We start from the raw sequence: 13,965 nt of genomic DNA, 5'->3' as shown, positions 1-13,965 counted from the left end.
CAGAAAATGATCATCGGCCGACGGCCGCCGGAGGAATACCGGATCAAGGACCGACCCGCATGAAATGTCCCCATGTGACGGAATTGTCGTCAGCGGCAGCGAGTGGCGGGTCACCCTGTGTCATGGCCGAAGCCGCAGGAACCAGCCATCGACTCGCCCTCCGGCTTGCCCAGTTGCCCGTGTCAGCCGATACCATCGAACAAAGCCGCCGTCCCCTGAAGCAATTCGCGGCATCCTCCGCTACGAAGGTCTTCCATGCCCCACAGCCATTCCTCTGCACCACGCGGCCGGGTCCGCCTCGCGCGCGGAGCGTCGCCATGGCTCCTCCCGACCGTGGCCACCGCGGCGGTCAGTCTCACTCAGGCACGCCGCTCCGGCCGCTGGGCGGCCGTGGCCGTACCCGCCACCGCGCTCGCGGCCGGCATGCTGTGGTTCTTCCGCGACCCCGAGCGGGAGATCACCGAAGGGCGGGTGATCGCCCCGGCCGACGGCGTGGTGCAGAGCATCACGCCGTGGAAGGACGGGCGCACCCGGGTCGCGATCTTCATGAACCCGCTGAACGTGCACGTGAACCGGGCTCCGCTCGCCGGCACGGTCACCACCGTCGAACACATCCCCGGCGGGTACGTACCGGCGTTCAACAAGGAGAGCGAGAACAACGAGCGGGTGATCTGGCACTTCGACACCGAACTCGGTGACGTCGAGGTCGTGCAGATCGCCGGCGCGGTGGCCCGGCGGATCGTCCCCTACGTACCGCGGGGCTGCAAGGTCGAACAGGGCGACCGGATCGGACTGATCCGGTTCGGGTCGCGGGTGGACGTCTACCTGCCCGAGGGCATCGAGCCCGATGTCGAGGTCGGGCAGCGCACCACGGCTGGGGTGACTCGCCTTGACCGTGCTTGAGCCCGACACCCAGTCGCCGGCGCCCACCGCGCCGCAGGCACCCGCGGGTGCCACCGCCGCCTCCTCGTCCTCCTGGGTGAGCGAGCTGGAACACGAGGTCGCCGACCTGCCGCTGTCCACCCGGTTGTCCATCGCGGACGGGCTGACCCTCGGCAACGCGATCTGCGGCTTCCTGGCCGTGTACTTCACCACCACAGGCGTGCTGGTGCCGCACCTGATGGGCACCAGCGACGGCGCGATGTCCAAGAACAGCGCGGCCGGCGCGGTCACCCTGATGCTGCTGGCCTCGGTCTTCGACCTCTTCGACGGCCTGGTGGCGCGCAAGTTCCGCAGCTCCGCGATGGGCGCGGAACTGGACAATCTCTCCGACCTGATCAGCTTCGGTCTCGCCCCGGCGTACTTCGTGATCGTCTGGGGCCTCGTCTCGGACGACGCCCACGGGAAGGTCGCGGCGCTCGCCGCGGTCATGGTGGTGCTGGCGGTGGTGCTGCGGCTCGCCCGCTTCTCCTGCACGACGCTGCGGGACGGCGTCTTCCAGGGCATGCCCAGTCCGTTCGGCGCGATGACGGTCGTCTCGCTGGTGCTGCTGGAGCTGCCGTTCCTGCCGACGGTCCTGGCGATCGTGGGTGTCGCCTGGCTGATGGTGAGCCGGGTGGAGTACCCCAAGCCCCGGGGGCGGCTGGCCCTGATGACCTTCTGCTGGACCCTGGTCAGCATGGGCTGCCTCACCGCCTGGAGCCTGGGCGTCCCCGGCGGCCACAGCCTCCTGCAGGCCGGCGCCGCCCTCCAGTGCTGCGCCGCCGCGGTCATCCCCTGCTTCGCCACCACCCGCCGGGTCAACACGATCCGGGCCAACCGGCGCTCGGCGCGGGCCGGGGTCGCCCGCTAGAGCGGGCCGCGTCGTCAGAGGGCCGCGGGGCCGCCGGTCGAACGGCGGCCCCGCGGCCCTTTCGGTTTCCCCGCTCGGGCCCGCCGGTCCGGTTTCCCCGGTTCGAGCCGCCGGGAGGGGCCTTCTCCCGGCGGGACCGGGCTCAGCCCGGCGGGAGGAGGTAGTCGCGGGCCAGCCCGGCGGCGGCCTGTTCCAGCAGCGGGCCCGCCTGCGCCATGCAGCGGGCGGGGTCCGGCTCGATGTCGGTGAGCGGGTAGGCGCGGCGGATGCCTGCCGCGCCGAGGTCGGCCGGAGGCAGCGCGAGCCGGCCGCAGACGGCCACCACGTCCAGCCCGCGGGCGCGGGCCGCCTGGGCGACGCCGACGGGGGCCTTGCCGTGCAGGGTCTGCTCGTCGAGCGAGCCCTCGCCGGTGATGACCAGGTCGGCCCGGCCCAGCGCGTCGGGGAAGCCGAGCACGTCGAGCAGTACCGCGATACCGGGTCGGAAGACGGCGCCGAGCCCGGCGAGCGCGCCGAAGCCGAGGCCGCCGGCCGCCCCCGCGCCCGGCGACTGCGCCGCCGCGAGCGCGTCCAGCACCTCCGCGTAGCGCCGCAGCGCCGCGTCGAGGGCGGCCACGTCCGCCGGTGAGGCGCCCTTCTGCGGCCCGTAGACCGCCGCGGCGCCCTTGGGCCCGAGCAGCGGGTTGTCGACATCGCCGGCCAGTACGACCTCGGTGTCGGCCAGCCGCGGGTCCAGTCCGGTGAGGTCCGCCTGGGCCAGCGCGGCCAGCGCCCCGCCGCCGGGCGCGACGGGCACCCCCTGCGCGTCCAGCAGCCGGGCACCGAGCGCGCTGAGCATGCCGGCGCCGCCGTCGCTGGTGGCGCTGCCGCCGACGCCGAGGACGATCGTGCGGGCGCCCGCCTCGAGCGCGGCCCGCAGCAGCTCGCCGGTGCCGTACGTGGTCGCGGCCAGCGGCGCGAACACCCCGGGCGGCAGGCGCCGCAGCCCGGACGCCTCGGCCATCTCCACCACCGCGGTGCCGTCGCGCAGCGCGTACGCCGCCTCGACCGGTTCGCCGAGCGGCCCGGTGACCCGTACCGCACGGCGCTCGAAGCCCGCCGCGACGGCCGCGTCGACCGTGCCGTCGCCGCCGTCGGCGACGGGCAGCGACTCGACGGTCAGCGCCGGCACCACCCGGCGCAGCCCGGCCTCGACGTGCGCGGCCACCTCGACCGCGGTCAGGGAGCCCTTGAACTTGTCCGAGGCGATCAGCACGCGCGCCGTCGGCGGGATTGCAGCGTCGGACATGGTGGAAACCCCTCAGCCGGAGAACGGAACACCGCGCCGCCTCGGACCCTATCCCGGCCGGGGCCGGCCGCCCGCGGAAGGCGCAGCGGGCCGCCTCGCGGCTACGGCCACCCGGCCGAGTCCGCGCCCCGTAGGTTGGGGCGCATGAGTCTCGACTTCGCCGCGTACATCGCCGGCCTGCCCAGGATCCTCGCCGGAGCCAACACCCTTTTCCGATCCGCCGACGGCCGCGTCCTGCTGGTCGAGCCGAACTACCGGGACGACGGCACGTGGACGCTGCCGGGCGGCACGATCGAGTCCGACCAGGGCGAGACGCCGCGGCAGGCGGCGCACCGCGAGACGGTGGAGGAGATCGGGCTCGACGTCACGCCGGGCGCGCTGCTGGCCGTCGACTGGGTGACGGCCCCGGGGCGCCCGCCGCTGACCAGCTACCTCTACGACGGCGGCGTGCTCGGCGAGGAGCAGCTCGGCGCGATCCGCCTGCAGGCGGCGGAGCTGGACTCCTGGGAGCTGGTCGCCGAGCCCGACCTGGACCGCTACCTCACCCCGAACGCCACCCGCCGGGTCCGCGCCGGCCTGGCCGCCCTGCGCTCCGCCGGCGGCCCGGCCGAACTGGTCAACGGCCGCCCGGCCCGCGAGGACTGACCCGCCCGGGGGCCAAGCCGAGGACCAAGCCGGAGGCCGGACCGAGAGTCGGAGCAGCGGCCGCGGCGGGGGCCGGAAAGGCGCTCGCCGCGGGGCCGGCGGGCGGCCTACCCTCGGGTGTATGAGTAGCCGCAAGCCTCTCGTGGCGTTGCTGACCGGGGCCGGGATCTCCACCGATTCCGGGATCCCCGACTACCGGGGGCCCAACGGTCTGTGGCGGCGCGACCCGCAGGCGGAGAAGGCCGTCACCTACGAGGCGTACATGTCCGACCCGGAGGCCCGGCGCCGGGCGTGGCGGATGCGGCGGGACAGCGCGACCTGGCGGGCACGGCCGAACGCGGCGCACGAGGCGATCGTGCGGCTGGAGCGGGCGGGCGTACCGGTGCGGGTGATCACGCAGAACGTGGACGGTCTGCACCAGCTGGCCGGGCTGACCGCGCGCAAGGTACTGGAGCTGCACGGGACCGCGCGGACCGTGGTGTGCACGCGGTGCGGTGAGCGGGCCGCGATGGCGGAGGCGCTGGAGCGGGTGGCGGCCGGGGAGGAGGATCCCGGCTGCCGGTCCTGCGGCGGCATCCTGAAGTCGGCGACGGTGCTGTTCGGGCAGTCCCTCGATCCGCAGGTGCTGGGCGAGGCGATGGCCATCGCGCGGGCCTGCGACACCTTCATCGTGGTCGGCACCACCCTCCAGGTGCAGCCCGCGGCCTCGCTGGCGGGCCTGGCCGCCGAGCACGGCGCTAGGCTGGTCATCGTCAACGCCCAGCCGACGCCCTACGACCCGCTGGCCGCCGCGGTGATCCGGGAGCCGATCGGCACCGCGCTCCCGGCGCTGCTCGACGGACTGACCGCGGCCTAGGACCTGCCGGGGCGATCTTCGCGGCGTCGCGGGCCCGGTACGCACGTCTGCGGCGTTCCCGCCGGTCGGCGACACACCACGCCGCCCCCTTTGCAGCCGTGCAGCCGCGACGCGCCGGACCCCGCTCCCCGCCCCGCGCGGATCCGAACGGCAGACCCTGGCGCCTGCCGGATGCCGGTGCGGCCGGGGAGCGGGTCCGCGCCGTCTCAGACGCGTGCCGCCACGCGGGCCGAGCGCCGCAGGTGGCGCAGCACCGCCCTGGCGGCGTTGTGCCCGCTCATGCCGTGCACGCCGGGGCCCGGCGGGGTCGCCGAGGAGCACAGGAAGACGCCGGGGCGCGGGGTGGCGTAGGGGACGGCGGCCAGCCGGGGGCGCAGCACGGTCTGCAGGCCGGCGAAGGCGCCGCAGGCGATGTCGCCGCCGACGTAGTTGGCGTTGCGGGTGGCGAGGGCGGCAGGACCGGTGATGGCGCGGGCCAGGACGAGGTCGCGGAAGCCCGGCGCGAATCGTTCGATCTGGCGCTCGATCGCGTCAGTGGCGTCGCCGTGCCAGCCCTGGGGGACGTGCGCGTAGGCCCAGAAGACGTGCTTGCCCGCGGGCGCCCTGGACGGGTCGACGACGCTGGGCTGGGTGGTGATGAGGAACGGTGTGCCGGGCGGCCGGCCGGTGACCGCCCGGGTCAGCGCGTCGCCGATCTCGGTGTAGCTCGGGCCGATGTGCACGGTCCCGGCCCGGCGGGCGGCGGGCGCGGTCCACGGCACCGGCCCGTCGAGCGCGTAGTCGATCTTGAAGACGGAGGGCCCGTAGCGGTAGCCGCGGTACGCGTCGCCGAGCGCGGCGATCCGGGCCAGCGCGGTCGGCGAGGTGTCGAAGACGTACGCGCGGGCGGGCGGCAGCTCGTCCAGCTTGCGTACGGTGACGCCGGTCCTGATCTCGCCGCCGAGCCCGGTCAGCACTCCGGCCAGCGCGTCGGAGATGGCCTGCGAGCCGCCGCGGGCCACCGGCCAGCCCCGTTCGTGCGCGGCCAGCGCGAACAGCATCGCCATGGCCCCGGTGAACGGCTCGCTCAGCCGGGAGATCGCGTGCCCGGCGAGCCCGGCGAGCAGCGCCCGCGCCTTGGGGTCGCGGAAGCGCAGCGCCAGCGCGGCGGCGGGCGGGGTGCCGGTCAGCCCGAACCGGACGAAGCGGTACGGGTCGCGCGGCAGCCCGGCCCACGGCGGCCGGAAGAAGTCCGCGGCGATCGCGTTCCAGTGGCCGGCGTACGGGGCCAGCAGGCGCCGGTAGGTGACCGCGTCGCGGGGTCCGAGGGAGGCCGCGGTCTCGCCCACGGTCCGGCCGAGGACCGCCGCGGTGCCGTCCGGGAACGGGTGCGCCATGGGGATCTCGGGGTGCAGCCACTCCAGGCCGTGCTCGGCCAGCGGCAGCGCGCCGAAGGCGGGTGAGCCGATACCGAAGGGGTGCACCGCCGAGCAGCTGTCGTGCCGGAAGCCCGGCAGGGTCAGCTCCTCGGTCCTGGCGCCGCCGCCGATCGTGTCGGCGGCTTCGTAGAGCTGCACGGACAGGCCGGCGCGGGCGAGTTCGACCGCGGCGGTCAGCCCGTTGGGTCCGGCGCCGACCACCACCGCGTCGGCCACCACCGCCCGGCTCACCGCCGTACCGCCTCGGCGTCCGGGGCCAGCAGCCCTATCACCCGTTCCACGGTCGCCTCGTCCCTGGCGACGGTGAACGGCAGCGCGTTGCCGCCGGCCACCTGGAAGGGCTCGCCGGCCACCGTCCGGCTGGTGCCGCCGGCCTCGGTGACCAGCAGCAGCCCGGCCGAGTGGTCCCAGGGGGCCTCCCAGAAGAACGCCACCCCGTCGGTCCGGCCGCGCGCCACGTCCAGGTAGACCAGCCCGGCGCTGGTGACGCAGGGGTCGCACTCGATGCCCGCGTCCTCCAGCCGGGCCACCGCGGCGCGCTCCCCGTCGTCGCGGAGGACCGGGTTGGAGGTCCACATCCGCAGCCGCTCGCGCGAGCTGTCGGTACGCAGCCGCTTCCCGTCCAGGTGGGCGCCCTGCCCGCGGCGGGCGGTGGCGAACAGGCCGAGCTGCGGGGCGTACGTCCAGCAGGCGACCGGCTGCCCGCCGCGCACCAGGGAGACCAGTGTGGAGAATCCCCGGTCGCCGCGGACGAAGGCGGAGGTGCCGTCCACCGGGTCGATCACCCACACGGGGGCGTCGCCGCGCAGCAGCTCCAGCAGCGCCGGGTCGGCGCTCACCGCCTCCTCGCCGACGACGACGGAGCCGGGCAGCAGCGCCGGGAGCCGTTCGGTGAGGCGTTCCTCGGCCAGCCGGTCGGCGGTGGTGACCAGGTCGTGCGGACCGTTCTTCTCGACCACGTCGCCGTCGGCCAACCGCCGCCAGCGGGGTACCACCTCGGCGCCGACCACCGCCCTGATCGTGTCCTCGACGGCGCCGAGCAGCGCGTCCGTGACGCCTTCCGCCGCCGCCGTCCCACCGGTGCCCGCATCGACCTCGTTGCCCATGCCGCCATCCAATCAGACCCCGGTGCCACCTGGCTCCAGGCCGCTCCACCGGGCGCACCGGACATCCGCCGGGAGCCGCCCGGGAGTTCGGCGCCGCGCCCGGCGCCCGGCCGGTCCGCGGCCCGGCCGGGCGCCGGGCTCAGCCCAGTACCGGAATGACGTGCTCGCCGTAGGCGTCGACCACCGCCTCCTTCGCGTCGTGCATGTCGTAGACGGCGAACTGGTCCACGCCCAGGTCGCGCAGTGCCTCCAGCTTGGCCACATGGGCCCGCGGGGGGCCGATCACACAGAAGCGGTCCACGATGTCGTCGGGGACGAAGGCGGTGTCGGGGTTCCCGCTGCGGCCGTGGTGGGAGTAGTCGTAGCCCTGGCGCTGCTTGATGTACGCGGTCAGCTCCTCGGGCACCAGCGAGGAGTGCTCGCCGTAGCGGCCCACCAGGTCGGCGACGTGGTTGCCGACCATGCCGCCGAACCAGCGGCACTGCTCGCGGGCGTGCGCCAGGGCCTGCGGGGAGTCGTCCTCGGTGACGTACGCGGGGGCGGCGACGCAGATGGTGACGGCCGCCGGGTCGCGGCCCGCCTTCTGCGCGGCCTCCCGTACCGCCTTCACCAGCCGCTCCGCGAGGTAGACGTCGGCGAGCTGCAGGATGAAGCCGTCGGCCTTCTCCCCGGCCAGGGCCAGGGCCTTGGGGCCGTAGGCGGCCATCCACACCGGCAGCCGGCCGTCGGTGACCCAGGGCAGTCGCAGCGGGGTGCCGTCCACGTCGGCCTCGCGGCCCTCGGCGAGGTCGCGGATGGCGGTGATGGCCGCGCCCAGCCGGGCCAGGCTGTCGGGCTGCCGGCCGACCACCCGCATCGCGGAGTCGCCGCGGCCGATGCCGCAGACGGTCCGGTTGCCGTACATCGAGTTGAGGGTGGCGAAGGTGGAGGCGGTCACCTCCCAGGTGCGGGTACCGGGGTTGGTGACCATGGTGCCGACGGTGAGCCGGTCGGTGTGGTCGAGGATCCGGCTGTGGATGACGAAGGGTTCCTGCCAGAGCACGGCGGAGTCGAAGGTCCAGCCGTGGGTGAAGCCGTTGCGCTCGGCGCGGCGCATCAGCTCGACGACGTTCGAGGCGGGCGGGTCGGTCTGCAGCACGAGGCCGAAGTCCATGGGCGCCACTCCTTTCCTGACGGGGGTTGCGGAGCCCCCTGGGCTGCCGCTGCGTTCGGGCTCAGTCGAGGTACTGGCAGATGCCGCGGGGCGTGTAGCGGCCGTGTCCGGCGCGTCCGACGTACGAGCCGCCGGAGATGACGGGGACCCCGCGGGACAGCACGGTCTCCACCCGGCCGGTGAGCGGCTTGCCCTCGTACGCGCTGTAGTCGACGTTCATGTGGTGGGTGGCCGCGGAGATCACCTGGGTGGCGCGTGGGTCGTAGACCACCACGTCGGCGTCGGCCCCCGGTGCGATGGTGCCCTTGCGCGGGTAGAGGCCGAACATCCGGGCCGGGGCGGCGCAGGCGATGTCGATCCAGCGGCGGCGGCTGATGCGCCGCTCCACCACCGCCTGGTGCAGCAGGTCCATCCGGTGCTCCACGCCGGGCATGCCGTTGGGGATCTTGGAGAAGTCTCCGCGGCCCATCTCCTTCTGCCCGGTGAAGCAGAACGGGCAGTGGTCGGTGGACACCACCTGGAGGTCGTCGGTGCGCAGGCCCTGCCACAGCGCGGCCTGGTGCTCGCGCGGGCGCAGCGGTGTGCTGCAGACGTACTTGGCGCCCTCGAAGTCCGGCTCGGCGAGGTTGTCGGTGGACAGGAAGAGGTACTGCGGACAGGTCTCGCCGAACACCGGCAGGCCCAGGTCGCGGGCGGCGGCCAACTCGGCGACGGCCTGCTGCGCGGAAACGTGCACGACGTAGAGCGGGGCGCCCGCCACCCGGGCGAGCTGGATGGCGCGGTGGGTGGCCTCGGCCTCCAGCAGGGCGTGCCGGACCTCGCCGTGCCAGCGGGGGTCGGTGCGGCCGGCCGCCAACGCCTGCTGGACCAGCACGTCGATGGCGATGCCGTTCTCGGCGTGCACCATCACCAGGCCGCCGTTGCCGGAGGCGCGCTGCATGGCCCGCAGGATCCGGCCGTCGTCGCTGTAGAAGACGCCGGGGTAGGCCATGAACATCTTGAAGCTGGTCACGCCCTCCTCGACCAGGACGTCCATCTCCTTGAGCGTCTCGTCGGTGACGTCGGAGACGATCATGTGGAAGGCGTAGTCGATGGCGCACTGGCCGTCGGCCTTGGCGTGCCAGGCGTCGAGTCCGGTGCGCAGGCCGCTGCCGACGTTCTGGATGGCGAAGTCGACGATGGTGGTGGTACCGCCCCAGGCGGCGGCGCGGGTGCCGGTCTCGAAGGTGTCGGAGGCGGTGGTGCCGCCGAACGGCATCTCCATGTGGGTGTGGCCGTCGACACCGCCGGGGATCACGTACTTGCCGGTGGCGTCGACGACTTCGGCGTCGGTCCAGCTCCGCGCGGCCGAGGAGTCGGGGGCGGCGAGGGCGGCGATCCGGCCGCCCTCGATGAGGACGTCGGCGTGCGTCTCGTCGGCGGCGGTGATGACGAGGCCGCCGCGGATCACGGTACGGGCGGTCACAGCACGCTCCTGCCTGCCTGCGGCGCGGCGGACCGCTCTTCCAGGGCGGTCTGGGCCTGCCGCAGGGCCGCCTCGATCGCGGCGGCGCCCTCCTCGGCCTCGGCGACGGTCAGGGACAGCGGTGGCGCGATCCGCAGCGCGTTGCCCGACCGGCCGCCCTTGCCGATGAGCACGCCGTGCTCGCGGGCGGCCTCCAGTACCAGGCTCGCCGCGGCGGCCGACGGGGTGTCGGTGCCGGGCTCGACCAGTTCCACGCCGAGCATCAGGCCGCGGCCGCGCACCTCGCGGACGATGCCCAGCCCGGCGCCGATGGCGTCCAGCCGGGACTTGAGCAGGCCGCCGACGCGGCGGGCGTTGCCCTGGAGGTCGTGGTCGACCAGGTAGGTGAGGTTGGCCAGCGCGCCGGCGGTGGTGACCGGGCTGCCGCCGAAGGTGGAGATGGAGTTGGCGTTCAGGCAGTTCATCACCTCGGCGCGGGCCACCACCCCGCCCATGGACAGGCCGTTGCCGACGCCCTTGGCGAAGGTCAGGATGTCCGGCGGGCCGGCCTGGCCGTGCGCCTGCCAGCCCCAGAAGTTGTCGCCGGTACGGCCCCAGCCGGTCTGCACCTCGTCGGTGATCCACAGGATGCCGTGCCGGTCCAGGACCCGCTTGAAGGCGGCCAGCAGCCCGTCGGGCCCGGAGGTGAAGCCGCCGACGCCCTGTACGGGTTCGGCGATCAGCGCCGCCACCGTGCCGCCGGCCTGGCCGAGCATGTCCTCCAGGTCCTCCACGCAGGCGGCGGTGAACTCGGCGTCGCTCAGCCGCGCGTAGGGGCCGCGGGTGCGGACGCCGCCGTGCACGTACAGGGTCTGGAGCGGGGAGAGGCTGGTCGGGGACCAGGCGGAGTTGCCGGTGACGCCGATCGAGGTGAAGGAGCGGCCGTGGTAGCTGTTGCGCAGCGCCAGGATCTGGTTGGAGCGGCGGTAGGCGGTGGCCAGCAGCAGCGCGGTGTCGTTGGCCTCGGTGCCGGAGGTGGTGAAGAAGACCCGGGCGTCGGGGATGCCGGACAGCCGGGCGATGCGCTCGGCGAGCTCCACGGCCTGGTGGCTGAGGTAGAGCGTCGAGGAGTGCAGGATTTTCCCGGCCTGCTCGGCGACCGCGGCGCTCACCTCGGGCAGCGCGTGGGCGGTCATCGTGGTCAGGATGCCGCCGAAGAAGTCGAGGTAGCGGCGGCCCTCGGCGTCCCAGACGTGGCGGCCCTCGCCGTGCGTCAGCTCGATGGGCCGGGCGTAGTAGGTGGCGAGCCAGTCCGGCAGCACCGCCCGGTGGCGGGTGTGCAGGGCGCTGTGCAGGTTCTCGGTCACGGTGGCCATCGCGCTCACGCCCCTGTCAGGTCGCCGTAGGCCTCGGGCCTGCGGTCGCGGTAGAAGGCCCAGGTCTGGCGGACCTCGTCGATCAGGCCGAAGTCCAGGTCCCGGACCAGCAGCTCCTCCTCCTTGTCGGAGGCGGCGCCGTCGACCAGCTGGCCGCGCGGGTCCACGAAGTAGCTGGTGCCGTAGAAGTCGTTGTCGCCGTAGGGCTCGCGGCCCACCCGGTTGATCGCGGCGATGAAGTACTCGTTGGCGACGGCGGCGGCGGGCTGCTCCAACTGCCAGAGGTACGAGGACAGGCCCCGGCTGGTGGCCGACGGATTGTAGACGAGTTGGGCGCCGGCCAGGCCCAGGGCGCGCCAGCCCTCGGGGAAGTGCCGGTCGTAGCAGATGTAGACGCCGATCCGGCCGACGGCGGTCTCGAACACCGGCCAGCCGAGGTTGCCGGGTTTGAAGTAGTACTTCTCCCAGAAGCCCTCGACCTGCGGGATGTGGTGCTTGCGGTACTTGCCGAGGAAGGTGCCGTCGGCGTCGATGACGGCGGCGGTGTTGTAGTAGACACCGGGCTGCTCGATCTCGAAGACGGGCACGACGATCACCAGGCCCGTCTCCCGGGCGAGCGCCTGCATCCGCTGGACGGTGGGGCCGTCCGGGACGGGTTCGGCCCACTGGTAGTGCACGGCCTCCTGCACCTGGCAGAAGTAGGGGGCGTTGAACACCTCCTGGAAGCCGATCACCTTGGCGCCCTGCGCCGCGGCACCCCGGGCGTGCTCCTCGTGCTTGGCGATCATCGACTCGGTGTCGCCGGTCCAGGTGGCCTGGACGAGCGCGGCACGCACGACATTGCTCATGAGCAGCTCCTCTGACGTGACGTCGCGTCGGTTCTACGCACGTAGATCCCGCCGTGGGGAAGAACGTAGAAGCGCGGAGACCACCATGGCAAGACCGTCGGCGTTACCGGCCCACAACGTTTGGGTTTCCTGGCGGCGCGACCCGTTCGGCGGTGTGCGGTGCGTGGGGAAGGCTTGCGACGCGGGGGAAAGGCCCGCGGTGTGTACGAAGGCCCGCGGTACGTACGGAAGGCCGCGGCGGACTACGGACAGCGGCTCGGCGGCGGATCAGTGGTCGGGCAGGGCGGCCCGGCGCAGCGCGGCCACGATGTCCCGCCGGCGGGACTTGGAGACGCGTTCGGCCGCCGCCAGCAGCGCCGGGGTGAGTTCGGGGGCGGTACGGGCGACTTCCACGGCGTCCTCCGGGGTGTGGGCGCGGGTCAGGGTCTCCAGCAGTTCGCCGGTCTCGGCGGCGCGGGCGTTGTCCTGGAGCACCGCGGCGACCCGGGCGATGTCGGCGGGCGGCCGGGCGGCGACCTGGTGCAGCAGGGTCCAACAGTCCTCGGTACGGCCGTCGGCGGCCAGCGCCGCCGCCGCGTCGGCGAGCCCGGCGGGCGGCAGCGCGGCGACCTCCCAGAGCAGGGTGGCCACGTCGGCGGCGAGCCCGGTGCGCTCCAGCTCCCGGACCAGGTACGGCAGCCGCTCGGCCGGCCCTTCCGCGGCCTCGCACAGCACCATGTAGGCGGCGCCGCTCTCCCCGGTGCGGCGCAGCTCGCCCAGTCTGGCGGCGCCCGCCTGGGCCTCGGCGGCCCACCGCGGGTCCACCACCCGCTCCGGCGGCGCCTCCCGCACCGCGTCGGGCGCGCCGGCGAACCGGGCGCCGCGCGGCGCCGCGGTCCGCCCGGCCGGCACCACGGGGACGACCGGGGCCGCGGCCGGTACCGCGGCGCCGGTGGGCGCGCCCGCGAACCGGGCACCCCGGGGCTTGCCGACGCCGCCGGGCAGCGGGATCACGGCCGACTCGGCCGCGGGGGCGGCCGGGGCCGCGGGCGCGCCGGCGAACCGGGCGCCGCGGGGCGTGGACACCGACGGCTCCGGGGCGGCCGGGGCGAACCGGGCCCGGCGGGAGGCGGGCGTGCCCGGCGGCTTGGCCGAGCCGCGCTCGGGGCGCGGGGCCTCGTCCCAGTCCCCGGCCTCCTCGGCGGACGCGGTCTCCGGGGCCCTGGAGCCCCAGAACGGGGCCCGGCCCGGACGCCGGGAGCCGTTCCGGCCGGGGTCGGCGGCCGGGTGGTCCTCCTGCGGCCGGCCCTGGAGCGGGGCAGGGTCCGGTACGGGATCCGGCACACGGCCGGACGCGGGGGCCGGCGCGGCGTCGAAGCCGTCGGCGTAGCCGTGGCCGGCGGACCGCGTGCCGCCGTCGGCCGACCAGCCGGCCGAGGAGTCCGGGGGCTCCTGTGCCACCGGTCCCGCGGTCCTGCGGGCCCAGAACTCCTGGCCCGGTTCCGGCGGCAGCGGCTGACGGCCGGTGACGGCGGACAGCCGCGCGGTGAGTTCGGCTAAACGGGCCGCCGCGCGTTCCCGGTCGTCGCGGGCCCAGGCGAGGGCGTTGGCGAGCCGGGCCGCAGTGGCCGGGGCGGCGGTCGCGGCGGCCTGGTCGAGCGTGCGGGCGGCCTCGCGTTCCCGCATCACGGCCAGGTCATGGGCGCGGGCGACGGCGTCCAGCCGGGCCCGCAGCGCGTGTTCCGCGCCGGGCGCGGCGTCCCACGCCACCACCGCGGCCCGGTGCAGGGACTGCGCGCGGGCGGTCTCCACCGGGTCGGGCGCGGCGCTGTGGACCGCGGCCAGATCGTGCAGCAGGGCGCGGACGACGTCCCAGGGCGGTACCTCGGTGCCGCCCTCGTACGCGTGCACCGCACCCGGCTCACGCTCGGCGAACACCCCGTACCAGCCCGGCCGTTCGCCGAGCGCGGCCACCAGTGACCGGAAGTAGTACGCGAAGTCCGCCGTCGCCCGAGCCAGTTCCGTTGTCACCACGTCCTCCGCCGCCGCCTCTCCCGTTC

12 protein-coding genes are annotated in these 13,965 nt (G+C 74.7%); 4 read left to right on the top strand and 8 right to left on the bottom strand.

The window, feature by feature from the left end; all coding sequences use genetic code 11:
- The first annotated feature begins 255 nt into the window (after positions 1 to 255).
- Together RLT57_RS25765 and pssA are read left to right on the top strand one after the other, a co-directional pair.
- Positions 256 to 903 carry a phosphatidylserine decarboxylase gene (locus RLT57_RS25765; RefSeq protein WP_311299638.1) on the top strand — a complete coding sequence of 216 codons (648 nt, stop codon included), beginning with the start codon at positions 256 to 258 and terminating at the stop codon, positions 901 to 903.
- Positions 890 to 1,792 (top strand): CDP-diacylglycerol--serine O-phosphatidyltransferase, encoded by a 903-nt coding sequence (pssA, locus tag RLT57_RS25760; RefSeq protein ID WP_399129397.1) that lies wholly within the window; start codon positions 890 to 892, stop codon positions 1,790 to 1,792. The genes RLT57_RS25765 and pssA overlap by 14 nt, the downstream gene beginning before the upstream one ends.
- 142 nt (positions 1,793 to 1,934) lie before the next feature.
- Here the strand turns inward: pssA and RLT57_RS25755 are convergent, their stop codons facing one another.
- Positions 1,935 to 3,080 carry a glycerate kinase gene (locus RLT57_RS25755; protein WP_311299637.1) on the bottom strand — a complete coding sequence of 382 codons (1,146 nt, stop codon included), beginning with the start codon at positions 3,078 to 3,080 and terminating at the stop codon, positions 1,935 to 1,937.
- 144 nt (positions 3,081 to 3,224) lie between these two features.
- On the opposite strand from RLT57_RS25755, the gene RLT57_RS25750 reads away from it, so the two are divergent.
- Positions 3,225 to 3,725 (top strand): NUDIX hydrolase, encoded by a 501-nt coding sequence (locus tag RLT57_RS25750; RefSeq protein ID WP_311299636.1) that lies wholly within the window; start codon positions 3,225 to 3,227, stop codon positions 3,723 to 3,725.
- Positions 3,726 to 3,846: 121 nt separating this feature from the next.
- Positions 3,847 to 4,581, top strand: coding sequence for an SIR2 family NAD-dependent protein deacylase (locus RLT57_RS25745; protein ID WP_311299635.1), 735 nt, complete (start codon positions 3,847 to 3,849; stop codon positions 4,579 to 4,581).
- Positions 4,582 to 4,787: 206 nt separating this feature from the next.
- Here RLT57_RS25745 and RLT57_RS25740 read toward each other — a convergent pair whose 3' ends face one another.
- The 7 genes from RLT57_RS25740 to RLT57_RS25710 form a co-directional block, all read right to left on the bottom strand.
- Positions 4,788 to 6,215: a phytoene desaturase family protein gene (locus tag RLT57_RS25740; RefSeq protein ID WP_311300866.1), complete on the bottom strand. Its 1,428-nt coding sequence runs from the start codon at positions 6,213 to 6,215 to the stop codon at positions 4,788 to 4,790.
- 11 nt (positions 6,216 to 6,226) lie between these two features.
- Positions 6,227 to 7,105, bottom strand: a complete 879-nt coding sequence (locus RLT57_RS25735) for an inositol monophosphatase family protein (protein ID WP_311299634.1) — start codon at positions 7,103 to 7,105, stop codon at positions 6,227 to 6,229.
- A gap of 139 nt (positions 7,106 to 7,244) precedes the next feature.
- On the bottom strand, positions 7,245 to 8,258 hold the full coding sequence (locus tag RLT57_RS25730; protein WP_311299633.1) for a TIGR03842 family LLM class F420-dependent oxidoreductase: 1,014 nt from the start codon (positions 8,256 to 8,258) through the stop codon (positions 7,245 to 7,247).
- Positions 8,259 to 8,319: 61 nt separating this feature from the next.
- A complete protein-coding gene (gene hydA / locus RLT57_RS25725) occupies positions 8,320 to 9,723 on the bottom strand; it encodes a dihydropyrimidinase (protein WP_311299632.1) in 1,404 nt (467 codons plus the stop codon).
- Positions 9,720 to 11,078 (bottom strand): aspartate aminotransferase family protein, encoded by a 1,359-nt coding sequence (locus tag RLT57_RS25720; RefSeq protein WP_311299631.1) that lies wholly within the window; start codon positions 11,076 to 11,078, stop codon positions 9,720 to 9,722. The genes hydA and RLT57_RS25720 overlap by 4 nt, the downstream gene beginning before the upstream one ends.
- Before the next feature lie 5 nt (positions 11,079 to 11,083).
- Positions 11,084 to 11,926 carry a nitrilase-related carbon-nitrogen hydrolase gene (locus tag RLT57_RS25715; protein WP_311299630.1) on the bottom strand — a complete coding sequence of 281 codons (843 nt, stop codon included), beginning with the start codon at positions 11,924 to 11,926 and terminating at the stop codon, positions 11,084 to 11,086.
- A gap of 267 nt (positions 11,927 to 12,193) precedes the next feature.
- Positions 12,194 to 13,936, bottom strand: coding sequence for a hypothetical protein (locus RLT57_RS25710; protein ID WP_311299629.1), 1,743 nt, complete (start codon positions 13,934 to 13,936; stop codon positions 12,194 to 12,196).
- Between the last annotated feature and the right edge of the window lie 29 nt (positions 13,937 to 13,965).

This window comes from Streptomyces sp. ITFR-21, from assembly GCF_031844685.1.
Taxonomy (GTDB): Bacteria; Actinomycetota; Actinomycetes; order Streptomycetales; family Streptomycetaceae; genus Actinacidiphila.
The sequence above is the reverse complement of the archived record's forward strand: the minus strand, read 5'-3'. Positions and strand labels throughout refer to the sequence as shown.

Excerpts from the sequence above, each read along its gene's own strand:
- RLT57_RS25715 (WP_311299630.1), bottom strand. The coding sequence starts at position 11,926 with ATGAGCAATGTCGTGCGTGCCGCGCTCGTCCAGGCCACCTGGACCGGC.
- RLT57_RS25750 (WP_311299636.1), top strand. The coding sequence starts at position 3,225 with ATGAGTCTCGACTTCGCCGCGTACATCGCCGGCCTGCCCAGGATCCTC.
- RLT57_RS25755 (WP_311299637.1), bottom strand. The coding sequence starts at position 3,080 with ATGTCCGACGCTGCAATCCCGCCGACGGCGCGCGTGCTGATCGCCTCG.
- RLT57_RS25720 (WP_311299631.1), bottom strand. The coding sequence starts at position 11,078 with ATGGCCACCGTGACCGAGAACCTGCACAGCGCCCTGCACACCCGCCAC.
- RLT57_RS25765 (WP_311299638.1), top strand. The coding sequence starts at position 256 with ATGCCCCACAGCCATTCCTCTGCACCACGCGGCCGGGTCCGCCTCGCG.
- RLT57_RS25730 (WP_311299633.1), bottom strand. The coding sequence starts at position 8,258 with ATGGACTTCGGCCTCGTGCTGCAGACCGACCCGCCCGCCTCGAACGTC.
- RLT57_RS25735 (WP_311299634.1), bottom strand. The coding sequence starts at position 7,105 with ATGGGCAACGAGGTCGATGCGGGCACCGGTGGGACGGCGGCGGCGGAA.
- RLT57_RS25745 (WP_311299635.1), top strand. The coding sequence starts at position 3,847 with ATGAGTAGCCGCAAGCCTCTCGTGGCGTTGCTGACCGGGGCCGGGATC.